Source organism: Sphingobium cloacae, assembly GCF_002355855.1.
GTDB lineage: Bacteria > Pseudomonadota > Alphaproteobacteria > Sphingomonadales > Sphingomonadaceae > Sphingobium > Sphingobium cloacae.
Genome location: NZ_AP017655.1, coordinates 1,260,674 through 1,283,641, shown reverse-complemented (window position 1 = coordinate 1,283,641; position 22,968 = coordinate 1,260,674). Strand labels below are relative to the sequence as shown.

The following is a 22,968-nucleotide window of genomic DNA, read 5'->3' as shown; positions in this document are numbered from 1 at the left end:
AACACGCTGCGGGTGGCCTCGACCATGGAGCCGCCAGAGGGAAGTTTTGACGAAGGATTTGCAATAATGGCGACCGTCGAGAAGATGCCGATGCTTCAAATGGGCTATGACAAGCTCACGGCGCAGCTTCGCGAGTTGAAGGCTGAGCGGCCTCTGATCGTGGATGCGATCGAAGAAGCGCGCGCGCATGGCGACCTGTCGGAAAATGCCGAATATCATGCGGCCAAGGAACGGCAGGGCCAGGTCGAAGCTACCATCGCCGATCTGGAAGACAAGCTGTCCCGCGCGCAGGTGATCGATCCCAAGACCCTGTCGGGGGACAAGGTGATCTTCGGCGCGACGGTGACGCTGCTGGACGAGGACGAAAAGCCGGTCCAGTATCAGATCGTGGGGCAGGCCGAGGCGGATGCCAAGGCGGGCATGATTTCCTATAACAGCCCGCTGGGCCGTGCACTGATTGGCCGGGAAGTCGGAGATGAGGTGGAAGTGTCTGTCCCGGCGGGCGACAAATTCTACCTGATCGACAAGATCGCGTTCGTCTGATCCCGTGAGACTGCCGATCGGGCGCATGACCGATGGAATTGCGGCGGTCACTTTCGCCGCATTCCTGCTGTCGTACCTGACGAAGCAGGTGGACAATGCCGCGATCATGGGCGGCTTTATCCCCGCCCGGATCGGCGATTCCCATCTTCTCGACGGTATGTGGGCGGTGCCGGCGGGATTGACGCCGCTCAGTTGCACGCTGATTCATGCGGGATGGCTGCATATCGGCTTCAATCTGCTGATGCTGGTTTTCTGTGGGCGGCAGGTGGAGCATGTGCTGGGCCGCTGGGGAACGCTGATCCTCTATGTCGGCGGCGCCTATGGCGCGACGCTGGTGCAGTGGGCGGTCGATCCCGGCTCCACCTCCCCGATGGTCGGGGCGAGTGGAGCGATCTCCGCCATCATAGCGACCTATTCGCTGCTCTACAGCCAGCAGAATGTGCGGCGGATTGGACCGCTATCGGCCAATCTGGTGCGGGTGCTGTGGCTTGCGGCGGGCTGGATCGCGATCCAGCTGATGATCGGGGTCGCGACAGCGGGCGGGATCGGCGATCTGGGCCGGATCGCGGTGGCCGCGCATATCGGAGGCTTCCTTGCGGGCTTGGCGCTTACCCGGCCCCTGTTGCGGTGGCGGTTCAGGAAACGGCCTCAAGCCGTGAATTGATAGCTGGGTTGAATCTCGGAAGCCATCTGGCGGAATGATCCGAGCCGCTTGTTTCCCTTGCAGGGTGCCGGAAGGAAGATAGTCCTTCTATAAGCTTGGGGCGAAAAGGACTATCCCTGTTCCGCCCAAAGCCGCTATTCGTAAAGCCCTCATTGCATCTTGGGCAATTCCGGTTCCAGCAGGCGGTGCAGGTGCACGATCACATAGCGCATTTCCGCGTCATCGACGGTGCGCTGAGCCGCGCCGCGCCATGCCTTTTCGGCGCTGGTGTAATCGGGGAACACGCCGACGACATCAATGGCGCCGAGGTCATCGAATTCCAGCGTCTGGGGATTCTTGACGCGACCGCCCATCACAAGGTGCAGCTTGCTCATGACTTTCTCCTTAGGGATTTGGGCGGGTTCCTAGCAGCGGCCGCCATCGCCTCCAAGGGAAAGCCGGGGACGGCCGCTTGCGTTTCGGGTCAAGGCGATTACCGTTTCGGCAATCGGGCCTTGAGCGCCTCGCTGAAGGCATCGGCCTTCGCGGCGATGAGGGCGATCGCCTCATCGGCGAGACGTGACGCCTTCGCCGGCAAATCCGCCGCGGCGGCGCTTTCACGCGCATGGGCGGCAAGTTGCGCTGCGTTTTCCCGAGCACTTTGCAGCGCTTCGCCTGCATTTTCCTTCACCGTGTGAAAGACTTCGCTGGCGTTGTCCCTTGCTGTCAGCAGGGCGCTGGTCGCGTTTTCCTTCGCGGTGTCCGCATTATCGGACGCGGCGTTGCGGGCGGTGGCCGCAGCCTCCAGGACACGCTCCCCTACGGTGACAGCCATGGCGGGAAGCGCCTTCATCATCTTGCGGCTTTTCGGGAACATCCATGCCACCAGCGCGCCGACGGCGACCGCTCCGGCGACGGCGGTGACGGGATGGTCCTGAATGATCTCATTGGCGCGGGTGGCGGCCTTTTGCGTACGGTCGCGGGCATCGGCATAAGCCGCCTCCGCCCGTTCGCGCGAGGACGCGTAGACTTCGCTGGCGCTGTCACGCGTGTCGCGCAGGCGGTCGGTCGCGTTTTCGGCGATGTCGTTCGCCGCCTCGCGAACGCGGGTGAGTTGAGCGCGGATATCAGCCATCTTCATTCTCCGTGTTGCGATTTCTCAGACGAACGTGCAGGCGGCGGAAAAGTGCCGCCAGCGGCCGCCGGGCGAGATAGAGCGTGAAGGCCGCCAGTCCAGCTCCTGCGGCGACCGGATGCTGACGCACCTTGACGACCCCATCCATGGCAAATGAGGTCAGTTGATCCTTCGCATCCTGTTTCAGGCGGGCAGGAGCGACGCGGGCCTTTGCGGCTTGCGCGGACAGGAAGAACCGCGCCTTCTTTTCCTCGGCCTGTTCGACGGCGGCACGATAGGCTGTTTCGTGGCTCATGGCTTCATCGCCCTTTTCATGCGCCCGATCCGCGCCTTCGCCAGCAGCAGCAGGAGCAGGACGACCAACAGCGTTCCGCCCAGCACCGCGCCTGTCGCGCCCAGTGGGCCGAGCATCGGGGCAAGGCCGAAGATCAGGCCGACGAGCCCGGCGACGATCACGCCAAACAGCAACATCAGCGCCAGGCCGCCCAATATGGCGGCGTCCCGGACACCCGCTGCGGCGAGGCCTGCGCGCAGCTTCTGCCGTTCGACCTCCGCCTCGGCATAGGCGCGGCCATCGGCATAAAGGCGCGCGATGCTGTCGCGGACGGACTCGTCCCGCCCATCGGTCTGCGGCGTTTCCACCGTTTCCCCCGGTTCCTGGGTCAATGCCTTCTCCGCCCTGTTACGGCCCCGCTCAGGCCTCGTCGTCCGACGACCCCTTGGCAAGCCGCATCAGCACGAAGCCCACCACCGCCGCCGCGCCGATCGCGACCGCCGGACTCTTGCGCACGAAATCGCGCGCTTCGGTCATGAGTTGATCGACATCCTTGCTGTCGAGCGTGTTGGCGGCGCTGGCGAACGATTCGGCGGCCTGCCGGGCATAGTCGCCATATTGCGGGCCGAGCTTCGCATCCACGGTGCCGGCCGTTTCGGAGATCAACTTGGCAAGGCCCTGCATCGCCGATCCCGTCTGGTCCTTGGCCATGGTCGCGGCAGAGCGGGCGGTCTTGCCAGCTTGCTCCTTGAGCGGGTCGATATGCGCTTTCCAATCCACGGCGTTCAGCTTGTCCTTGGCGCTCTTCGCCGCTTTCTCCGCTTGCGCCTTGATAGGTGCGATCTGTCCGCTCAGGCCCTTTGAAGTGCCGCTCTTGGCCTTGGCGGCGGGCGCCTTGTGCGTGGCGGCATTCTTGACCGGCGCGGCGGCCTTGGCGGTGGCCGCACGGGCGCCCGGAGCCTTGACCGGTTTCGCCTTGGGGGACTTGGCGGCGGTTTTCGGGCTTGTCTTGGCGGGCGTTTCGGGGGTGTCGGCCATGGTCGATTGTCTCCCTTTGCATCAGGCTGTTGGACGTGTCCGGATCGTCAGGCGGAAAATGCCGTTTTCGTGCTAATGCGCGGCGGCCGCCTGTAGTTCCGTTGCCGTTACCTTTTCGAGCATCGGCATTTTTGCCGCCGTTGCAACCCCCCGCATTGCAAAGATGGCGGCCGCTGGCTAAGCGGTGCGCGAAAAGCCGCCGCACAGCATTTCAGGAGCGACCATGACCGCCATTCTCGACATCCACGCCCGCCAGATTCTCGACAGCCGGGGCAATCCCACCGTTGAAGTCGACGTGATGCTGGAAGATGGCAGCTTCGGCCGCGCCGCCGTGCCTTCGGGTGCTTCGACGGGCGCTTATGAAGCGGTCGAGAAGCGCGACGGCGACAAGAGCAAATATCTGGGCAAGGGCGTGCTTGCCGCCGTCGCCGCCGTGAATGACGAGATTGCCGAACAGGTCATCGGTCTCGATGCGGAGGATCAGGCGGAGGTCGACGCAGCGATGATCGCGCTCGACGGCACGGAGAACAAGAGCCGCCTGGGCGCGAACGCGATCCTGGGCGTCAGCCTCGCCACGGCGAAGGCGGCGGCGGATGCGCGGGGGCTGCCGCTCTATCGCTATGTCGGCGGCGTCAGCGCGCATGTCCTGCCGGTGCCGATGATGAACATCATCAACGGCGGTGAACATGCCGACAATCCCATCGACTTCCAGGAGTTCATGGTGATGCCGGTCGGCGCGGAAAGCATCGCCGATGCGGTGCGGATCGGGTCGGAGATCTTCCATACGCTGAAGAAAGGTCTGCATGACAAGGGGCTGGCGACGGCGGTCGGTGACGAGGGCGGCTTCGCGCCGAACCTCGCTTCGACCCGCGATGCGCTCGATTTCATCATGCAGTCGGTCGAGAAGGCGGGTTATACGCCGGGCGATGACGTGGTGCTGGCGCTGGACTGCGCCGCGACCGAGTTCTTCAAGGACGGCAAATATGAGATTTCGGGCGAGGGCCTGTCCCTCAGCCCCGTCGAAATGGCGGACTATCTGGCCGCGCTCTGCAACGACTATCCGATCAAGTCGATCGAGGATGGCATGAGCGAGGACGATTTCGAAGGCTGGAAAGCCATGACGGACAAGATCGGCGCCAAGGTCCAGCTGGTCGGCGACGACCTGTTCGTCACCAATCCCGCGCGCCTGTCCATGGGCATCGGCAAGGGCCTCGCCAATTCTCTGCTGGTGAAGGTGAACCAGATCGGCACGCTGACCGAGACTCTGGCGGCCGTCGATATGGCGCACCGCGCGCGCTATACCGCTGTCATGTCGCACCGTTCGGGCGAGACGGAGGACGCGACCATCGCCGATCTCGCCGTCGCCACCAATTGCGGGCAGATCAAGACCGGCTCGCTGGCGCGCTCCGACCGGCTCGCCAAATATAACCAGCTCATCCGCATCGAGGAGGAACTGGGCGATGTGGCGGTCTTTGCGGGACGGTCCATCTTCCGCTGAGGCGCTTTTATTCGGTTGGCCGCAAGTCGCGTTCTTTTTTGCTTGCGGCCCGCTGATTCCTGTGATTCATCAGGATCATGGCGCACATCGCGAAACTTCGTCTCCTCCTCTTTTCAGCCTTTGGTCCGGCGATCGCGGTGCTGCTGCTCATCCTGTTCGCGGGCTATGTCGTGCTGGGGTCCAACGGCGTTCTGGCGTGGGGTGACTATACCCGCCAGTTGCGTGAGGCGCGTGTCCAGTTGAAGCAGGTGGAGGCGCATCGGCAGGAGCTTCGCAACCGTGTCGACCTGCTCGATCCGCGTCGCGTCGACCCGGACCTGAGTGACGAACTGATCCGCCGCCAGTTGGGCGTCATCCACCACGATGAAGTGGTCGTTCCCCTGAACTAATTTGCGTTCTCCCTGTAGCTTGCGCCGTTGCAATCCGGTGCTTCCTGCCGCTATATCGGGCCTTCCTTCCATATACCCCCACGCAAAAGGATATAAGCCTTGGCGAAACCAACAACGCCGCGTCCTGCCCGCGCCAGAACGAAGAAAGCGGTAGCCCCGGCTGGGGCTGATCATAACCGGCTCCGACCCGAAGCGCCCGCCGATTACAAGGCGAGCCAGGAGGAATTGCTGGAATTCTATCGGCAGATGGTCCTCATTCGCCGGTTCGAGGAAAAGGCCGGCCAGCTTTACGGGCTGGGGTTCATCGGCGGTTTCTGCCACCTCTATATCGGGCAGGAAGCGGTCGCCGTCGGCATCCAGTCGGCGCTGGAGCCAGGCAAGGACAGCGTCATCACCGGCTATCGCGACCATGGTCACATGCTTGCCTATGGTATCGATCCCAAGCTGATCATGGCGGAACTGACCGGCCGCGAAGCGGGCATCTCCAGGGGCAAGGGCGGGTCGATGCACATGTTCAGCGTCGATCATAAATTCTACGGCGGCCATGGCATCGTCGGCGCGCAGGTGTCGTTGGGCGCGGGCTTGGGCTTCGCGCATAAATATAAGGGCGACGGCGGCGTGTGCGTCGCCTATTTCGGCGACGGCGCGGCCAATCAGGGGCAGGTCTATGAAAGCTTCAACATGGCCGAGCTGTGGAAGCTGCCGATCATCTTCGTGATCGAGAACAATCAATATGCGATGGGCACCAGCGTCAACCGCTCGTCCGCCGAGGACCAGCTTTACCGGCGGGGCGAGAGCTTCCGTATTCCGGGGCTTCAGGTGAACGGCATGGACGTGCTGGCCGTGCGCGGCGCGACCGAAGAGGCGCTCAAATGGGTGAAGGACGGCAACGGTCCGATCCTGCTGGAAATGAAGACCTATCGCTATCGTGGCCACTCCATGTCCGACCCGGCCAAATATCGCTCGCGGGAGGAAGTACAGGAGATGCGCGAGAAGTCCGATCCCATCGAGGGCGCGAAGAAGCATCTGGAAGCCGCCGGCATCAGCGAGGAGGAGCTCAAGAAGATCGATCAGGACATCCGCAAGATCGTCAGCGATGCGGCGGACTTCGCGGAAAGCTCGCCCGAACCGGAATTGTCCGAACTCTATACCGACGTGCTGGTGGAGCAATATTGATGGGTATCGAAATCAAGATGCCGGCGCTGTCGCCGACCATGGAGGAAGGCACGCTGGCCAAATGGCTGGTGAAGGAAGGCGACGAGGTGCGATCCGGCGACATATTGGCCGAGATCGAGACGGACAAGGCGACGATGGAATTCGAAGCGGTCGACGAAGGCAAGATCGGCAAGATCGTCGTGGCTGAAGGGACCGAGGGCGTGAAGGTCGGCACCGTGATCGCGGAGATGGCGGGCGAGGGTGGCGAGAGCGCGGAGCCTGCTCCCAAGGCGGAGGAAGGTGCGCCGCCCGCCAAGCCCGAAGCGACTCCCGAAGCGCCGAAGAAGGCGGAAAGCGGCACCGCCAAGCTGGCGTCGGAAGCGAAGGCGACCGTCGCCGATCCCGACCTGCCCGAAGGCACGGTATATGTGAAGACGACCGTGCGCGAGGCGCTGCGGGACGCAATGGCGGAAGAAATGCGCGCCGACGAGCGCGTTTTCGTGATGGGCGAGGAAGTTGCCGAATATCAAGGCGCCTACAAGGTCACGCAGGGCCTGCTGGAGGAATTTGGCGACAAGCGGGTCATCGACACGCCGATCACCGAATATGGTTTTGCGGGCGTTGGCGCGGGCGCGGCGATGGGGGGACTGAAGCCCATTGTCGAGTTTATGACGTTCAACTTCGCCATGCAGGCCATCGACCACATCATCAACTCGGCCGCGAAGACCAACTACATGTCCGGCGGCCAGATGCGCTGCCCCATCGTCTTCCGCGGTCCCAATGGCGCAGCGAGCCGGGTGGCGGCGCAACACAGCCAGAATTATGGCCCCTGGTATGCGGCGGTGCCAGGGCTGATCGTGATCGCGCCCTATGACGCGGCGGATGCCAAGGGGCTGCTGAAAGCGGCGATCCGATCGGACGATCCGGTCGTGTTCCTGGAAAATGAACTGGTCTATGGCCGCAGCTTCGACGTGCCCAAGGTGGACGATTATGTCCTGCCTATCGGCAAGGCGCGGATCGTGCGGCCGGGCAAGGACGTGACGCTGGTGAGCTATTCCATCGGCGTCGGGGTCGCGCTGGAAGCGGCGGAGACGCTGGCGCAAGAGGGCATCGACGCGGAGGTCATCGACCTGCGGACGCTGCGCCCGCTCGATACCGCGACGGTTCTGGAAAGCCTGAAGAAGACCAATCGTCTGGTGGTGGTCGAGGAAGGCTGGCCGGTCTGCTCCATCGCATCGGAAATCGCGGCGGTGGTGATGGAACAGGGCTTTGACGACCTCGACGCGCCGGTGTTGCGCGTCACCAATGAGGATGTTCCGCTACCCTATGCCGCCAACCTTGAAAAAGCTGCCCTGATCGACGCGGAACGCGTGGTCGAAGCGGTGAAGAAAGTGAGCTACCGGAACTGACGGGCGGGGGGAGGGGTGACATGATGGGTCATCCCTCCCCCTCTTCCGCCTCCTCCTGCTCTGCCGCGGGGGTGCCGCAGGTGGACGGCGTCACATTTTCGGTGTTGTAGATTTCCGTCAGGTCGCGGCTGTCGCGCACGTTGAAAGCCGCCACTTCGGAAATGTCGTTCAGCGGCAAAGCGATCAGCGGAATGATCCGCTGATAACGATAGCTGATTTCCACGACCATCACGGCGCTGTTCGGCGCTGCCGTCACGCGGCTGTTCGGGGGACCCATGCCGAGAAAACTGGTGCCGGTTCTGCCCTCGTCCTCATCGCCATAGGATGACGGATGCGGCAAAGTGCCGAAACAGCGTTGCCATTTGATCCATTGGCCGCCTTCCTCATTCTGCTGGAGGCTGGACAGGATGATCCGGCTCTGCGTGGCGAGGTTCAGTCCGCTTCCCTGCATGTCCGCGCCGATGAACACGTCATTGATTTCCGCTTCGCTGATCGGGCGGTTGTTGATGGCGCTCTGCGCACCCATGCGCGAGGCGTTATCGGCGATCAGCACGGCAATCTCGCCGATCCGCTTGGTGGTGATGACGTAATTGGCGAGTTCCAGCCCGGATGACGTGAGGATCAGCAGGATCGGCAGCGACAGGGCGAACTCCACCAGGGCCAGCCCGCTTCGGTCGCGGCCGAGACGGCGAAGCCTGTCGCGCAGGCGGTTTCCCTGGCGATGAAGCCAACCGGCCGGGCCGGAATGGATGGCGCGAAATGGGACTGGCATCGGGGCGGTCCTCATGGGCATGTACCGATCAGCGGCTCAGCCTGCTTGTCGAAAGGCTGGTTGCGCAGCAGGGTGGAGGAGGACATGGTGACCTCTCTGCCCACGCCCAGGAATCCATTGAGGGGGAAGAGGCGGTCATAACGGAGCGTGGCCGTATAGACCGTCACATCCTTCGCCCCGCCGCCGCCGCTGACGCCGGAGTCTAGATCGCGCGTGCCGTTGCGGTTGGCATCGTCGAAGCTTTCGCCATTGTCGCATACGCCATTATTGTTCGCGTCGACAAAGTCCTCCGCTTTCGCCTGGGCCCGGCCGTAGGATTTATAGGCCATGCGCTGGAATTCCATATGGCCGTTGGGCACCAGCCGCTCGACCGCGGTGCTGACCTGCGCGTCGAGCGTGTCGCGCAGTTCGTCCGTCGCCGTTTCCAGCGTGGAAGCGCGGCCCGCCGCGTTCACTTCGCCCGCCAGGATCGCCTTGGCATAGAGATAATAGCCGGTGTCGAACAGGAACATCAGCATCATCAGCAGCACGGGCGAGACGAGGGCGAATTCCAGCGCCGTGACGCCCCGTTCGTCCGTCCGCAGGCGGGAAGAAGGAAGCGGACGATGCACCATCATCTCGTGACCCGCAACTGCGCGATCTGCGACGCGATCTGCGAGAAGGTTGCGGTCAACTGGCTGGCATTGTCCGCCTGATAGGCGCGGCCGGGCGAGGCGCAATCGCTGAGCAGGGTGGTGAGATCGGTGCCAAATGCGATGACCCATACGGTGATGTTCTTGTCGTTCTTCGCCAGCGTGCACAGCGTTCGGAGCCGATCTTCGGTGATGGCGTTCTGCGCAATGTTCGTGGGGATCGATCCGATGGGTGTGCGGCGGCGGTCTATCGCTGATAGGCCCCATGCGTCATAGGCGCCGATGCGAGTGTCGGTATCGCCGTCTGTCATGAAGATCAGATGGCGTGCAACTCTGCCGGTAGCTTCGGCCGCCCGGTTTTCTTCCCTAAAGATGCCATCGCGCGACATCAGGCGCAAGCCCCAGAGGAAGCCGATGTCATGATAGGTGAAACCCTTGGGTTTAAGTGTGCTCAGATAGGTCGTGAGCGTTGACGCATCATCGATTTCCGCCAGTTTTCGCGCTGGGGAAGGGCAAGCTCCATATTCATCGGGAGATTTGAAAGGGGTCAGATAATTAGTGGCCGTATTAGTTGGGGCATCAGTCGTATATTTCCATGAACCTGTCGCGGTGAAACTCGTATTATTTCGACCATAAACCAATCCAGGCAGAAAAGGCCGCCATTGAGTGTCGGAGTGGTCTTTGTCTGGAACGAGGTCAACATCCATATCATTGCGTGGAGTATCCTCGCCCTCACTGGTTCGACGAGTCTTGCGTTCCTCGATGCAGGCATTGCTTTCAGTCCATGTAATCGGGCGCATTTGGTGCTTATCTTCCACTTGGGCTTCGAAACTGCCTCCACTGACCAGTTCATTGCCATCCCCTGTGCCTTTTAAGGATGTCAGGGGATAGGAGATAGCCTTGTAGGACCAATTATAGTTAGTCGTCGTGCCTTTTGGTTTTCCGGCATTTGGATTTTTTTTGATTGTTTCTGTCTGTTCTTCGACATAATCTGAACTATATGTCGTAGATGTTATCGTGCATACGCCATTGTTAAGCTTATAGGAATAAGTCGTGCCGACACGGGTTCTTTGTCGAGAGTGAGATCGTGGTAATGCATTGTCGGATGGAGTCCAAGCGGACCAATCCGACCATTTGCCTTCACTATAGTCATTTGATTGGGTCGGTCCCGTACATTTTTCAGCTAAGCCTGGAGCGGTCGACGACGTAGTGTTTCCTTTGATTTTTTTTGTCGATGAACTGGTGGTTGTGTCGGGCTCAACTCCATCCCCTCCACTTTGTGTGGTGCCGTTGGCCTCGCGGGAATCATAAGTCCAGCTATCCACAATCCAATCCCGTTTCAGCAACATGCCGACATTGACCGTTCCGGAATAGGGGACGAACCCATAGCGGATATGGCTGCCCGCAGGCTTGACCTGTTGCAGTTGGGTGTAGAAGCTGCTGACGGCCTCGCGCAATGCCACGATCCGGCTTTGGCTGTCGCCTGGATTGGCGTCGTTCATCGACAGCGTGGTGTCGAGCACGAACATCACGTCGGTGTTCGGCAATTGCAGGTCCGCCGTGCATTCCGCGTGGATCGTGCGGGTCGGCATGTTGAACAGCGACATCAGCGTCATGGGCACGTCGGCGACTGCGGCGCCCGTCACGGCCCCCGCGCTGGACGCCGTGAAATCGATGCTGGACGTGCCCGTCCCATAACGGCCCTCAGGGAAATTGAGCCGGAAGAATTGCTCCGCGACGGTCTTGTTCGCGTCGGTCCATGTGATGCCCGACATATCCTTGCGCCCCGCCAGCGCGCCTGCATCGCAAGCCTGTTGCAGGCGCGTCTTGGTGAGGTAGAGGCGGCTGATGTCGATGCTGCCCCCGATCATGGCCGACAGGGGAATGATCGCCGCCGCGACGATCGCCAGCGTATTGCCCGACGCATCGCGCCGCAACCGGCCAAGAAAGCTCGCGGAATGGAATGCTTTTTTGCTCATCACCGTACATCACCTGCTTGTCCGGCACGCGCCGGATCATCGCTCACCGCCCCCCAAGGCGATGATGGGAAAATGTGCAAATACGGCATGGATAGTTAAGGAACGGATAAAGGAGAATCGGCCAAACGGGCCGAGAACGGCGGAAACATGGGACGGCAAGGATGCGTATAATATGGGAAATATGGCTCTTCGAATGGTTATGATTGGATAAGCGGCACTTGCCTTATGCATGTCGCGCGCCCAGAGCGTTTCTTCCCAACGTCCGATCCTGAAGCGGCTTCTCCATGCCTCTGTCCTTCGATCCCGGAATATCCGCCCTGGCTCGCCTGCTGAGCGTCTATGCCGGGCGTGATGGGGAGCGGCACCGGCTGCTCTGGGCACTGGACGAGCGCATGGCGGAACTGGTTGCGACCACCAGCGAGCCGATGATCGGCCAGATCAGGCTGGCCTGGTGGCGGGAAGCGCTGGAGGATGAGGCGGCCGCCAAGGGAAGGGGCGAACCGCTGATCGATGCGATGCGGGCGAAGGGCATCGCGCCGCCTCCGGGGCTTTCGCAATGGCTGGGCGGATGGGAGGCGTTGCTGGGAGATATGGACCTGCCCGCTTTTGCCGCGGGCCGGGGCGGTGGATTGTTCCGCGCATTGGCCGGACAGGAGGAAGGGCCGGATTGGCTGACGCGGGCCGGCGCGGTCTGGGCGCTATGGGATCTGTCGGGGCATAGTGGCGACGTGGCGCTGGCGGATGAGGCGATCCTGCTGGCGCGGCGGCATCTGCCGGAGGGACGGCTGCCTTGGCCTGCGGCGTGGAAGCCGTTGCGGATCGCTTTCGGACTGGCGCGGGGCGATGTGGAGAAGGGACGGCGCGCGCCTGCCATATTGACGCCGGGCCTTTATTTGCGGCTGATGGCGATTGCCCTGCGCGGGCGTTGAGGGGACGGAAATATGGGGCGATTATTGGCGGGCGGGATGGCGGCGCTGCTGCTGGTGGCTGGCGGGCTGTTCTGGTGGCAGGGGCAGGCAGGGAATGCACCCGTACCGCAGGCGCTGGTCGGGCCGCCTCCGCCCCCTGCGGTCGAGGAATTGCCGGAGGGCGATCCCGATGCGGTGGGCGAAGCGCCGCCCATGCCTGGCGAAGCCAGCCCCCAGACCCGTGAACAGAAGCGCTTCGCCCGCTATGATCGCAACCGCGACGGGGTCATCACCCGGATCGAGATGATGGGCAGCCGCGTGAAGGCGTTCAAGGCGCTCGACAAGGATGGCGACAACCTCCTGTCCTTCGAGGAATGGGCGGTGGCGACATCGGACCGCTTCGGCAAGGCGGACGCCGATGGCGACGGCAAGCTGACCCCCGCCGAGTTCGCCGCGACCGCGCCGAAGAAGCCGCCCAAGCCGCATTGCAAATGCTGATGGTTCAGGCGGGCTGGAGTTCCTCGCCCAGCCATTGCCCCAGCGATGCGCGGGCGCGGGCGGTCATGGCTTCCTTGCGCTGCTTTTTCTTCACGTCGTCCAGCGGCGGGAACAGGCCGAAATTGACGTTCATCGGCTGATAGTCCGCCGTCTCCACATTGCCCGTCACATGGCCGAGCAGCGCGCCCAGCGCCGTGTCGGCAGGCAAGGACGCGAGCGCGCGGCCCGTCAGCTCCGCCAGGGCGAAACGCCCGGCGAGCAAGCCGATGGCGCTGCTTTCGACATAGCCTTCGCAGCCCGTCACCTGTCCGGCGAAGCGGATGTGCGGCGCGCTCTTGAGGCGCAGTGTCGCATCGAGCAGCCTGGGCGACTGGATGAAGGTGTTGCGGTGCAGCCCGCCCAGCCGCGCGAACTCCGCTCGTTCCAGGCCGGGGATGGTGCGGAACAATTCGATCTGTGCGCCATGCTTGAGCTTGGTCTGGAAGCCGACCATGTTCCAGAGCGTGCCCGACGCATTATCCTGACGAAGCTGTACCACCGCATAGGGCCATCGCCCGGTGCGCGGATCGTCGAGGCCCATGGGCTTCATCGGACCATGGCGCAGCGTTTCGGGGCCGCGCGAAGCCATCACCTCGATCGGCATGCAGCCTTCGAAATAGGGGGTGTTCGTCTCCCATTCCTTGAAGTCGGTCTTTTCGCCGTCGAGCAGGCCCTGCACGAAAGCCTGATATTGCTCCTTGTTCATCGGGCAGTTGATGTAATCCTTGCCCTCGCCGCCGCCGGGGCCGATCTTGTCCCAGCGGTTGGCCATCCAGCATTTGTCCATGTCGATGCTGTCGAAATGGACGACCGGCGCGATGGCGTCGAAGAAGGCGAGATGATCCATGCCTGCTGCAGCGCCGATGCTGGAGGCAAGGGCGGGCGCGGTGAGCGGGCCGGTGGCGATGATGGTCATGCCTTCCGCTGGGAGCGCGTCAATCCGCTCGCGCGCGATTTCGACATGGGGATGTTCGGCCAGGGCGCGGGTGACGCCTTGGGAGAAGATGTCGCGATCCACCGCCAGCGCCGATCCGGCGGGCACCTTGGCCAGATCGGCCTGCGCCATGATGAGCGAGTTCAGCCGCCGCATTTCCTGATGCAGCAGGCCCACGGCATTCTTGTCCGCATCGTCGGAGCGGAAACTGTTCGAGCAGACCAGCTCCGCAAGGCCATCCGTCTGATGCGCCGGGGTCATGTCGCCTGAGCCGCGCATTTCGGAGAGGCGCACCTTCACGCCCGCCTGCGCCAGTTGCCAGGCCGCCTCCGATCCCGCGAGGCCGCCGCCGATGATGTGCACCTGATGAGTCATGTTGGTTCCACTGGGGGATTTTTCGCTTTGCCGCAACGGGCAAGGCGATCAGGTGTTGCCAGGTGATGCCTCAAGGCGCCGGCGGGTGAAACCATGAACGAGATGGCGAGGGGAAAGGGTTTTGAGGACCCGCCCTTCGCCATCTTGTTTCGTGTTCGTAACGATCAGGCGCGGGCCGCCGCGACGCTGTTGGCGGCGGAGAGGACGGCCTGGACCGAGGCGGTGGCGACGTCGGTGTCGGTGCCGATGCCGAAGACGGTGCGGCCGTCCCCCGTGCGGCATTCGACATAGGCGGCCGCCGCCACGTCGGTGCCCGCGCCGATGGCGTGCTCGCTATAGTCGGCGATGTCGAGATCGACGCCGAACTCGTCGCGCAGCGCGGCCAGCACGGAGGAGAGCAGGCCGTTGCCGCGCCCGGAGATGGAGCGTTCGCCGCCCTCAAAGGCGATCTTGCCGGTAAAGATGCGGTCGCCCGCCGCGCCGCCTTCCTGATAGTCGATCAGGCGATAGGGCTGGTCGCCCGACAGGCGGTAATGCGCCTCGAACGCGGCCCAGATGTCGGCGGCGTTGAGTTCACGGCTGCTCTGGTCGGCGAGCGCCTGCACGACGCGGGAGAAGTCGGCCTGCATCCGCTTGGGCAGCTTCAGCCCCTTGTCCTGTTGCAGCACCCAGGCGACGCCGCCCTTGCCCGACTGAGAATTGACGCGGATGACCGCTTCGTAATTGCGGCCCAGATCGGCGGGATCGATGGGCAGATAGGGCACGTCCCAGATTTCGTCGTTGCGCGCTTCCTGCGCGGCGAACCCCTTTTTGATCGCGTCCTGATGGCTGCCGGAAAAGGCCGTGAAGACCAGTTCGCCGCCATAGGGATGGCGCGGGTGAACCGGCAGCTGGTTGCAATATTCGACCGTCTGGATGACTTCATCGATGTCGGAGAAGTCGAGGCCGGGATTGATCCCCTGCGAATACATGTTGAGCGCGACGGTCACGATGTCGCAATTGCCGGTGCGCTCGCCATTGCCGAACATGCAGCCTTCGACGCGATCCGCGCCCGCCATGATGCCCAGTTCAGCGGCCGCCACGCCGGTGCCCCGGTCATTATGGGTGTGGAGCGAGATCGCCACGCTGTCCCGGCGCGAGATATGACGGCAGAACCATTCGATCTGGTCGGCATAGACATTGGGGGTCGCCGCCTCCACCGTGGCGGGCAGGTTCAGGATCAGCGGCTTTTCCGGCGTCGGCTGGAGAATGTCGATCACTGCCTCGCAACATTCCAGGCTGAAATCCAGCTCAGCGGTGGAGAAGGTTTCCGGCGAATATTCGAAATGCCAGTCGGTGTCGGGCTGCTTCGCCGCATTGTCGCGCAGCAGCTTGGCCGCGTGGACAGCGATGCCCTTGATTTCCGACTGTTCCATGCCGAAGACGATGCGCCGCCATGCGGGCGAAATGGCGTTGTAGACATGCACGATGGCCTTGTCCGCGCCGCGCAGGGATTCGAAGGTGGTGGCGATCAGGTCTTCGCGCGCCTGCGTCAGCACCTGCGGCGTGACGTCGGCCGGGATGCGGCCCGAACGGACCAGATCCTGGATGAAGTCGAATTCGGTCGCGCCCGCCGCGGGAAAGCCGACCTCGATCTCCTTGACGCCGATCTTGACCAGCAGGTCGAAGAAACGGTTCTTCTTTTCCGCGTTCATGGGGTCGATCAGCGACTGGTTGCCGTCGCGCAGATCGGTGGAGAGCCAGCGCGGCGGCGCGGTGATGACGCGGCTGGGCCACTGGCGGTCGGGCAGATCGACCTGCGGGAAGGGGCGGTATTTCGCGGAAGGATTGGTCAGCATCATCGGAAAAGCTACTTTTCTGCATACGGGCGCGTTGCCGCGCATCCGGTGGAATGACTTGTGGTTGGAAATGCCCTTAGGCGGATTGCTGCGTCCTGCAAATGGCGGGCAGCATGAAAGTCACGCCTAAGGGCGTGTAAGTCGTAGCAGGGAAAGAAGCCGACGCTGCATCATGGGAGAGGGCATAACCCTATTCGGGCGGCCGCGTCCAGTCGATTTTTGCAGGGGCGTGGGTGGCGGGGGATGCGGTGTCAGAAGGGCGTGGTCACTTCGCCTCTCCCCCCTCATCCAACTGCGCCTAACCTCACTTCGTGAGACGAGGCTCCCTATCCTTCTCCCACAGGAGGAAAAGGGAAAAAGAATGTCCGCCTTTGGCCAAAACCCGCCTTGGCGCGTCTGGGTGGGGGCGGCGGTTGCGGGAAACCGCCGCCCCGCCTGTCGCTTATTGTTTCTCGAAGGCGGCGACGATGCGCAGTTCGACCGCATCGCCGACCATCGGCACGGCATAGCCCATGCCGAAATCGCTGCGCTTGATCGTGGCCGTGGCGTTGAAGCCGACATTTTCCTTCTTGGTCATCGGGTGCATGCCCGCGCCGTAGAAATCGGCGTCCAGCGTCACTGGCTTGGTAATGCCCTTGATGGTGAGGTTGCCGGTGATTTCGGCATCGTCGCCGTCGACCTTCACGCCCGTCGACACGAAGGTCGCCTTGGGGAATTTCGCGCTGTCGAAAAATTCCGGCTTCATGAGATGGGTATCGAGTTCGGCGATGCCGGTCTTGAGATTGGCGATCGGGACTTCGACCGAAACCTTCGCGGCGGCGGGGTTTTTCGGGTCGAGCGTCAGCGTGCCGGTGGACTGGGCGATGACGCCCACATTGTTGGTAAAGCCCATATGGTCATAGGCGAAGACGATCTGCGTGTGATCGGGGTCGATCGCATATCGGCCGCCGGTGACCTTCGACACGTCTTTTGTGCCGGGCGCGGCGGCGGGCATCTGCTGCGCGACGACGACGGTGCCTCCCGCCAGCGCGAGCAGGGCGGCGGCGGGGATGAGATATGTCCGCATTTCGCAAATTCTCCAGAACGTTCAAGGGGCGCCGCCAGAATAAGCGACGCCCCCTGCAAGTCCAGTCCGGAAAGCGGAAACGGATCGTTCCCGCAAGGACTTAGTTCTTGTCCTTGTCCACCAGCTTGTTCGCGCCGATCCACGGCATCATGGCGCGCAGCTGCTCGCCGGTCTTTTCGATCGGGTGCTGGGCCTGGAGCTTGCGCTTCGCCTTCATTTCCGGATAGCCGGTCTTGATGTCGGTCATGAAGCGCTGGACGAACTTGCCCTGCTGGATGTCGTTGAGGACGCGCTTCATCTCCGCCTTGGTCTCGTCGGTGATGACGCGCGGGCCGGTGTGATAGTCGCCATATTCGGCGGTGTTGCTGATCGAATAGCGCATGTTGGCGATGCCGCCTTCATACATCAGGTCGACGATCAGCTTCACTTCGTGAAGACATTCGAAATAGGCCATTTCGGGGGCGTAGCCCGCTTCCGTCAGCGTTTCGAAACCCGCCATGATGAGGTGGGTGAGGCCGCCGCACAGCACCGCCTGTTCGCCGAAGAGGTCGGTTTCGCACTCTTCCTTGAAATTGGTTTCGATGATGCCGCTGCGGCCGCCGCCCACGGCCGAGGCGTAGGAAAGCGCGATGTCATGCGCGTTGCCGGTCGCATCCTGATAGATGGCGATGAGGCAGGGCACGCCGCCGCCCTTCACATATTCGCCGCGCACGGTGTGGCCGGGGCCCTTGGGCGCGATCATGATGACGTCGACATCGGCGCGCGGCTCGATCAGGCCGAAATGGACGTTGAGGCCGTGCGCGAAGGCGAGCGCCGCGCCGGGCTTCAGGTTCGCGTGGATGTCGGCGGCGTAGATGTCCGCCTGGAACTCGTCGGGGGCAAGGATCATGAGGACGTCGGCCCAGGCGGCGGCTTCGGCGTTGGGCAGCACCTTGAAGCCCGCGCCTTCGGCCTTCTTGGCGCTGGCGGAACCGGGGCGGAGCGCGATGGCGACTTCGGCGACGCCCGAATCGCGCAGGTTCTGGGCATGGGCATGGCCCTGCGAACCGTAGCCGAGGATGGCGACCTTCTTGCCCTTGATGAGGCCGATGTCCGCGTCGCGATCGTAATAAACCTTCATGGAAGTTCCTTCTTTCTGTCTTGCTCGCTCCGGTGAGGGGGCGGTGATGGGATGAGGTGGGTTCAGGCGGCGTCCCTGCCGCGCGTGAGGCCGACGACGCCGGTGCGGCCGACTTCGACAAGACCGATCTGGCGCATGAGGGCGACGAAATTGTCGATCTTTTCCGTCGTGCCGGTAATCTCGAAGATGAAGCTGCCGATGGTGGTGTCGACCACCTTGGCGCGGAACACGTCGGCAAGGCGCAGCGCTTCGATGCGGTCCTCGCCCGTGCCGGCGACCTTCACCAGCGCCAGCTCGCGCTCCACGAAGGGGCCGGCTTCGGTCAGGTCGGTGACCTTGTGGACCGGGACCAGCCGTTCGAGCTGCGCAATGATCTGGTCGATCACCTTGGGCGGGCCGACGGTGACGATGGTGATGCGGCTGATCGCATGGTCGGTCGTGATGTCCGCCACGGTCAGGCTGTCGATATTATAGCCGCGCGCGGTGAACAGGCCCGCGATGCGCGCCAATATGCCCGCCTCGTTCGCGACCGTGAGCGACAGGACGTGCCGCTCGGAGAGTTCTTCCTGGATATGCATCAAATGGCTGCCCCGTTGTCCGGTTCTTCTTCCTTGCGCTCATGGCGCTGCGAGATCATGCCCGCGAAGGCGTAGTGCCAGGCCCCGTCGCCGCGATAGGCGAGGCGGACGGGGAAGCCCGTCACCGCGTCGAACATCCGCGTCAGATGCTCGCCCACATAGCGCGGCCCGGCGAGAAGGCGGGCGATGCGGCGATCGTGGAAATCGAACCCTTCGTCCAGATGCACTTCCCATTCCTCATTTTCCGGATCGGCATGATCCACGGTCCAGCCGGTCAGCTCCGCCGTGCCCGCGGATCGTTCGAAATCCCAGGGTTCGTTCACATGGATGCGGAGCCTGAGATGTTGCGTCACACCAGCGCCTTCGCCTCGTCCGACAGCGTGCCTTCCACCTGGCTGGGGTCGAGCAGCATGTCGGTATGGGCCGCGCCCGACGGGATCATCGGGAAGCAGTTGGACAGCTTCGCCACGCGGCAGTCCACGATCACCGGGCCGGGCGTGTCGATCATTCGGGCAATGCCCGCCTCCAGTTCCTGCGGCCCTTCGATGCGAATGCCGGTCCAGCCATAGGCTTCGGCCAGCTTCACGAAGTCGGGCAGGCTGTCGGAATAGCTGTTGGAATAGCGGCTTTCATAGGTCAGTTCCTGCCACTGGCGGACCATGCCCATATATTCATTGTTAAGGATGAAGAGCTTGACCGGCGTGCGATACTGGCTGGCCGTGCCCATTTCCTGGATGTTCATCTGGACCGAGGCGTCGCCCGCCACGCAGATGACGAGGCTGTCGGGGTTGCCGACCTGCGCGCCGATGGCGGCGGGGAAGCCGTAGCCCATGGTGCCCAGACCCCCGGAGGTCAGCCATTTGTTCGGCGCGTCGAAACCGAAATGCTGGGCGGCCCACATCTGGTGCTGGCCGACTTCGGTGGTGATGATGACGTCCTTCGCGCCGCGGGTCGCCTTGTAGAGCTGCGCGATGGCTTCCTGCGGCATGATTTCGGCGGCGCTGTCGGGATAGGACAGGCTCTTCTTCTCGCGCCAGCCGTCGATGCGGCTCCACCATGCGGACAGGTCCGCCTTGCGGTGGTTGCGCGACTTCCAGAGCGCGATCATGTCGGCCATGGCGCTGCCCACGTCCGCGACGATGGGGAGGTCGACCTCCACCGTCTTGTTGATCGAGCTGCGGTCGATGTCGATGTGGATCTTCTTCGAATGGGGCGCGAAGGCGTCGAGGCGGCCGGTCACGCGGTCGTCGAAGCGCGCGCCGATGCAGAGGATCAGGTCCGCCTGGTTCATCGCCCAATTGGCTTCATAGGTGCCATGCATCCCCAGCATCCCCAACCATGCCGGCGAGGAAGCGGGAAAGGCGCCGAGGCCCATCAGCGTCGAGGTGACGGGCGCGCCGGTGATGTCCGCCAGCTCGCGCAGCAGGCGCGTGGCTTCCGGCCCGGAATTGATGACGCCGCCGCCGGTGTAGAGGATGGGGCGCTCCGCCGCCGCCAGCATCTCGACCGCGCTGTCGATGGCCTTTGCGTCCGCCTTGACCTGCGGGCGGTAGCTCGCATGTTCGAGCGCCTCGGGCCTTTTATAGGGCGCGGTCGCGACCTGGACATTCTTGGGAATGTCGACGACGACCGGGCCGGGGCGGCCGGTGGTGGCGATATGGAACGCCTCATGAATGACGCCCGCCAGCTTGCCGGGGTCCTTCACCAGATAATTATGCTTGGAACAGTGCCGCGTGATGCCGATGGTGTCGGCTTCCTGAAAGGCGTCGGTGCCGATCAGCTGCGTCGCGACCTGACCGGTGATGACGACCAGCGGGATCGAATCCATCAGCGCGTCGGTGATGCCGGTGACGGCGTTGGTCGCGCCGGGGCCGGAGGTGACGAGCACGACGCCCGGCTTGCCGGTGGAACGCGCATAGCCTTCCGCCATATGGGTCGCGCCCTGTTCATGGCGGACGAGGACGTGGCGGATCTTCGGATGGTCGAAGAGCGCGTCATAGATGGGCAGCACCGCGCCGCCGGGATAGCCGAAGACGACTTCGACGCCCAGATCAATGAGGCATTCGACCAATATGTCCGCGCCGCTCTTTTCGGCCACGATGAAATCCTTCCCTTGCGTGCAGGCCATGCCTTTGCGCCGCACCGGCGGCAAAGGCAAGGTGGGTGCCTCTATTGGATAGAAAATGGCAAGTCAACAGTCATTGTTGTAATTTTCTTACCAGTTTTGCAATTAATTCCGCATCAATCTGTCTCGTTTCGCGAGTCCAGTCAGCGGGCGGCTGGCGCGAGAACCAGGTGTACTGACGTTTGGCATATTGGCGGGTGGCGATGCGGCCGCGTTCCAGCATGGTGTCGCGGTCGATCCCACCGCCGAGCCATGCGGCGATTTCGCGGACGCCGATGGCGCGCATGACCGGGAGGTCGGGGGAGAGGTTGCGGGCGAGGAGGGCTTCCACTTCCTCGGCCGCGCCGGTCTCCACCATCCGTCCGAAGCGCAGGTCGCAGCGGGCGATCAGCCAGTCGCGCGGGGGAAGCAGGATGAGGGGGGAGAGGCCGATGCGGTGGGCGATGCCGCCGCTCTTGTGGCGCTGCCATTCCGCGAGGGGCTGGCCGGTGGCGCGGACGACCTCCAGCGCGCGGGCGACGCGGCTGGTGTCGGCGGGGGCGAGGCGGGCGGCGGCCTCCGGGTCTTCGCGGGTCAGGGCGGCGTGAGCGTCCGCCACCGGGAGGGCGCGGACGGCTTCGCGGATGGCGGGGTCTATGTCCGGCACCGGGGCGATGCCGTCGAGCAGGGTGCGAAGATAGAGGCCCGTGCCGCCGGTGAGGATGGGGAGGCGCGCTTCGCCATGGGCGCGGTCGATTTCCGCGCGGGCTTGCGCGGCCCAGCGAGCGGCGGTGCAGGCTTCCCCGCCGTCGATATGGCCGAAGAGGCGATGGGGCGCCTGCGCCATTTCCTCCGCATCGGGGCGGGCGGAGAGGATTTGCAGGTCGGCATAGACCTGGCTGGCGTCGGCGTTGATGACGGTGCCGTTCGCCGCCTGCGCCAGCGCGATGGCAAGCGCGCTCTTGCCGCTGGCCGTGGGCCCGGCAATAAGCGCGACGCGGGGGCGGGATTCGCCCTGATCGGGATCGGGAGTGTTCATGTTCGTCGCGACCTTAGTGGCAAGTGCGTCCTTGAGTCAGGAGGATATTGCGGAAGCCGTGGGACGGCTCGCGACGGCGGGCTGCGCGCCGGTGGATAGCAGGTGGCTGGACGAGGGCAAGGCGGCGGACATCTTCTTCGGCGGCGATCCGGTGGCGGCGCGGGCGGTCCTCGCTGATCTGGGCGCGGTGGACGTGATCGTCCAGCCGGTCGCGGGGCGGGAGAAGAAGCTGCTGATCGCGGACATGGATTCGACCATGATTACCGTCGAATGCATCGACGAACTGGCCGACTATGCCGGGATCAAGGCGCAGATCGCCGAGATCACCGAGCGGGCGATGCGGGGCGAACTGGATTTCGCGGGCGCGCTGCATGAGCGGGTCGCGCTGCTCAAGGGGCTGGAGGATGCGGCCATCGACCGTTGCCGGGAAGAGCGCGTCGTCATCATGGGCGGGGCCAAGGCGCTGGTGCGGACGATGAAGGCGCGGGGCGCCAGGACGCTGCTGGTGTCGGGCGGCTTCACGCGCTTCACCGGGCCGGTGGCGGAGGAGATCGGCTTCGACAGCGCGGTCGCCAATGTGCTGGAGATCGCGGACGGGGCTTTGCTGGGTACGGTGACGGTGCCCATCGTGGATGCGGCGCGCAAGCGGGCGGAACTGGAAGCGGCGGTCGCGGGCGGGATCGACCGGGCGCTGACGCTGGCGGTCGGCGACGGGGCGAACGACATTCCGATGATCGAGGGGGCGGGGCTGGGCGTCGCCTATCATGCCAAGCCCCGGACGCGGGAAGCGGCGGACGCGGAGGTGGTGCATGGCGACCTGTCCGTGCTGCTCTATGCGCAGGGGATCGCTTCGGCGGAGTGGGTGGCGCGCTGAGGTTCAACGGCTGGCCTTGGTTAAGGCTCCGTTCGCCGTCATTGCGAATGGGTAATGGAATCCTTTTTCCCTGATGCACGTTAGGAAGCGGCTGCGTTTCCGCAGCGTTGAGTAGTGCAGGGCATCCG

At 63.5% G+C, this 22,968-nt stretch carries 25 protein-coding genes; 9 read left to right on the top strand and 16 right to left on the bottom strand.

The features are described 5' to 3' along the window. The first annotated feature begins 66 nt into the window (after positions 1-66). Together greA and SCLO_RS06260 are read left to right on the top strand one after the other, a co-directional pair. Entirely contained in the window at positions 67-543 is a 477-nt protein-coding gene (greA, locus tag SCLO_RS06265) for a transcription elongation factor GreA (protein WP_066515622.1), read from the top strand. Positions 544-568: 25 nt separating this feature from the next. Then, positions 569-1,207, top strand: a complete 639-nt coding sequence (locus SCLO_RS06260) for a rhomboid family intramembrane serine protease (protein WP_066515624.1) — start codon at positions 569-571, stop codon at positions 1,205-1,207. A gap of 149 nt (positions 1,208-1,356) precedes the next feature. Here SCLO_RS06260 and SCLO_RS06255 read toward each other — a convergent pair whose 3' ends face one another. The 5 genes from SCLO_RS06255 to SCLO_RS06235 form a co-directional block, all read right to left on the bottom strand. Further along, positions 1,357-1,581, bottom strand: a complete 225-nt coding sequence (locus tag SCLO_RS06255; protein WP_066515628.1) for a DUF4170 domain-containing protein — start codon at positions 1,579-1,581, stop codon at positions 1,357-1,359. Positions 1,582-1,679: 98 nt separating this feature from the next. Next, positions 1,680-2,321 carry a DUF883 family protein gene (locus tag SCLO_RS06250; protein WP_066515630.1) on the bottom strand — a complete coding sequence of 214 codons (642 nt, stop codon included), beginning with the start codon at positions 2,319-2,321 and terminating at the stop codon, positions 1,680-1,682. Further along, the gene (locus SCLO_RS06245) at positions 2,314-2,616 is read right to left on the bottom strand and encodes a hypothetical protein (protein ID WP_066515631.1); all 303 of its coding nucleotides are present in this window, start codon (positions 2,614-2,616) and stop codon (positions 2,314-2,316) included. The genes SCLO_RS06250 and SCLO_RS06245 overlap by 8 nt, the downstream gene beginning before the upstream one ends. Next, on the bottom strand, positions 2,613-2,987 hold the full coding sequence (locus SCLO_RS06240; protein ID WP_066515633.1) for a hypothetical protein: 375 nt from the start codon (positions 2,985-2,987) through the stop codon (positions 2,613-2,615). Before SCLO_RS06240 ends, SCLO_RS06245 begins: the two co-directional genes overlap by 4 nt. Positions 2,988-3,015: 28 nt before the next feature. Then, positions 3,016-3,633: a hypothetical protein gene (locus SCLO_RS06235; RefSeq protein ID WP_066515635.1), complete on the bottom strand. Its 618-nt coding sequence runs from the start codon at positions 3,631-3,633 to the stop codon at positions 3,016-3,018. Between the two features lie 223 nt (positions 3,634-3,856). Between SCLO_RS06235 and eno the strand changes: the two genes are divergently transcribed. From eno to SCLO_RS06215, 4 genes are all read left to right on the top strand, one after another. Next, positions 3,857-5,131 carry a phosphopyruvate hydratase gene (eno, locus tag SCLO_RS06230; protein ID WP_066515736.1) on the top strand — a complete coding sequence of 425 codons (1,275 nt, stop codon included), beginning with the start codon at positions 3,857-3,859 and terminating at the stop codon, positions 5,129-5,131. Between the two features lie 77 nt (positions 5,132-5,208). Beyond that, a complete protein-coding gene (locus SCLO_RS06225; protein WP_066515636.1) occupies positions 5,209-5,520 on the top strand; it encodes an FtsB family cell division protein in 312 nt (103 codons plus the stop codon). Between the two features lie 99 nt (positions 5,521-5,619). After that, positions 5,620-6,696 (top strand): pyruvate dehydrogenase (acetyl-transferring) E1 component subunit alpha, encoded by a 1,077-nt coding sequence (gene pdhA, locus SCLO_RS06220; protein WP_066515637.1) that lies wholly within the window; start codon positions 5,620-5,622, stop codon positions 6,694-6,696. Further along, positions 6,696-8,084 (top strand): pyruvate dehydrogenase complex E1 component subunit beta, encoded by a 1,389-nt coding sequence (locus SCLO_RS06215; RefSeq protein ID WP_066515639.1) that lies wholly within the window; start codon positions 6,696-6,698, stop codon positions 8,082-8,084. The genes pdhA and SCLO_RS06215 overlap by 1 nt, the downstream gene beginning before the upstream one ends. Before the next feature lie 28 nt (positions 8,085-8,112). On the opposite strand, the gene SCLO_RS06210 is transcribed toward SCLO_RS06215, so the two are convergent. The 3 genes from SCLO_RS06210 to SCLO_RS06200 are packed head-to-tail and all read right to left on the bottom strand — an operon-like array spanning position 8,113 to position 11,467. Continuing rightward, positions 8,113-8,856 carry a TadE family protein gene (locus SCLO_RS06210; RefSeq protein ID WP_123905454.1) on the bottom strand — a complete coding sequence of 248 codons (744 nt, stop codon included), beginning with the start codon at positions 8,854-8,856 and terminating at the stop codon, positions 8,113-8,115. An 11-nt stretch (positions 8,857-8,867) separates the two neighbouring features. Then, positions 8,868-9,473 (bottom strand): TadE/TadG family type IV pilus assembly protein, encoded by a 606-nt coding sequence (locus SCLO_RS06205; RefSeq protein ID WP_066515641.1) that lies wholly within the window; start codon positions 9,471-9,473, stop codon positions 8,868-8,870. Continuing rightward, positions 9,470-11,467, bottom strand: a complete 1,998-nt coding sequence (locus SCLO_RS06200; RefSeq protein WP_066515642.1) for a TadE/TadG family type IV pilus assembly protein — start codon at positions 11,465-11,467, stop codon at positions 9,470-9,472. Before SCLO_RS06200 ends, SCLO_RS06205 begins: the two co-directional genes overlap by 4 nt. A gap of 284 nt (positions 11,468-11,751) precedes the next feature. On the opposite strand from SCLO_RS06200, the gene SCLO_RS06195 reads away from it, so the two are divergent. Then, entirely contained in the window at positions 11,752-12,396 is a 645-nt protein-coding gene (locus SCLO_RS06195) for a hypothetical protein (protein ID WP_066515643.1), read from the top strand. 12 nt (positions 12,397-12,408) lie between these two features. Beyond that, entirely contained in the window at positions 12,409-12,873 is a 465-nt protein-coding gene (locus SCLO_RS06190) for an EF-hand domain-containing protein (RefSeq protein WP_066515644.1), read from the top strand. Between the two features lie 4 nt (positions 12,874-12,877). Here SCLO_RS06190 and trmFO read toward each other — a convergent pair whose 3' ends face one another. The 8 genes from trmFO to miaA all read right to left on the bottom strand — a co-directional run bounded on the left by trmFO (position 12,878) and on the right by miaA (position 21,966). Next, a complete protein-coding gene (gene trmFO, locus SCLO_RS06185; RefSeq protein WP_066515650.1) occupies positions 12,878-14,221 on the bottom strand; it encodes a methylenetetrahydrofolate--tRNA-(uracil(54)-C(5))-methyltransferase (FADH(2)-oxidizing) TrmFO in 1,344 nt (447 codons plus the stop codon). A gap of 164 nt (positions 14,222-14,385) precedes the next feature. After that, positions 14,386-16,062, bottom strand: coding sequence for a 2-isopropylmalate synthase (gene leuA, locus SCLO_RS06180; protein WP_066515653.1), 1,677 nt, complete (start codon positions 16,060-16,062; stop codon positions 14,386-14,388). A gap of 439 nt (positions 16,063-16,501) precedes the next feature. Next, positions 16,502-17,125: a YceI family protein gene (locus SCLO_RS06175; RefSeq protein ID WP_066515657.1), complete on the bottom strand. Its 624-nt coding sequence runs from the start codon at positions 17,123-17,125 to the stop codon at positions 16,502-16,504. A 100-nt stretch (positions 17,126-17,225) separates the two neighbouring features. Continuing rightward, the gene (ilvC, locus tag SCLO_RS06170) at positions 17,226-18,245 is read right to left on the bottom strand and encodes a ketol-acid reductoisomerase (protein WP_066515660.1); all 1,020 of its coding nucleotides are present in this window, start codon (positions 18,243-18,245) and stop codon (positions 17,226-17,228) included. A gap of 62 nt (positions 18,246-18,307) precedes the next feature. Further along, on the bottom strand, positions 18,308-18,823 hold the full coding sequence (ilvN, locus tag SCLO_RS06165; protein ID WP_066515662.1) for an acetolactate synthase small subunit: 516 nt from the start codon (positions 18,821-18,823) through the stop codon (positions 18,308-18,310). After that, positions 18,823-19,176, bottom strand: a complete 354-nt coding sequence (locus tag SCLO_RS06160; protein ID WP_066515665.1) for a hypothetical protein — start codon at positions 19,174-19,176, stop codon at positions 18,823-18,825. The genes ilvN and SCLO_RS06160 overlap by 1 nt, the downstream gene beginning before the upstream one ends. Beyond that, positions 19,173-20,921, bottom strand: coding sequence for an acetolactate synthase 3 large subunit (locus SCLO_RS06155; RefSeq protein WP_066515747.1), 1,749 nt, complete (start codon positions 20,919-20,921; stop codon positions 19,173-19,175). The genes SCLO_RS06160 and SCLO_RS06155 overlap by 4 nt, the downstream gene beginning before the upstream one ends. 100 nt (positions 20,922-21,021) lie before the next feature. Then, entirely contained in the window at positions 21,022-21,966 is a 945-nt protein-coding gene (miaA, locus tag SCLO_RS06150; protein ID WP_066515666.1) for a tRNA (adenosine(37)-N6)-dimethylallyltransferase MiaA, read from the bottom strand. Between miaA and serB the strand changes: the two genes are divergently transcribed. Next, positions 21,965-22,840 (top strand): phosphoserine phosphatase SerB, encoded by an 876-nt coding sequence (gene serB / locus SCLO_RS06145; protein WP_066515670.1) that lies wholly within the window; start codon positions 21,965-21,967, stop codon positions 22,838-22,840. The two genes, miaA and serB, sit on opposite strands and share 2 nt — an antisense overlap. Positions 22,841-22,968: the final 128 nt, after the last annotated feature.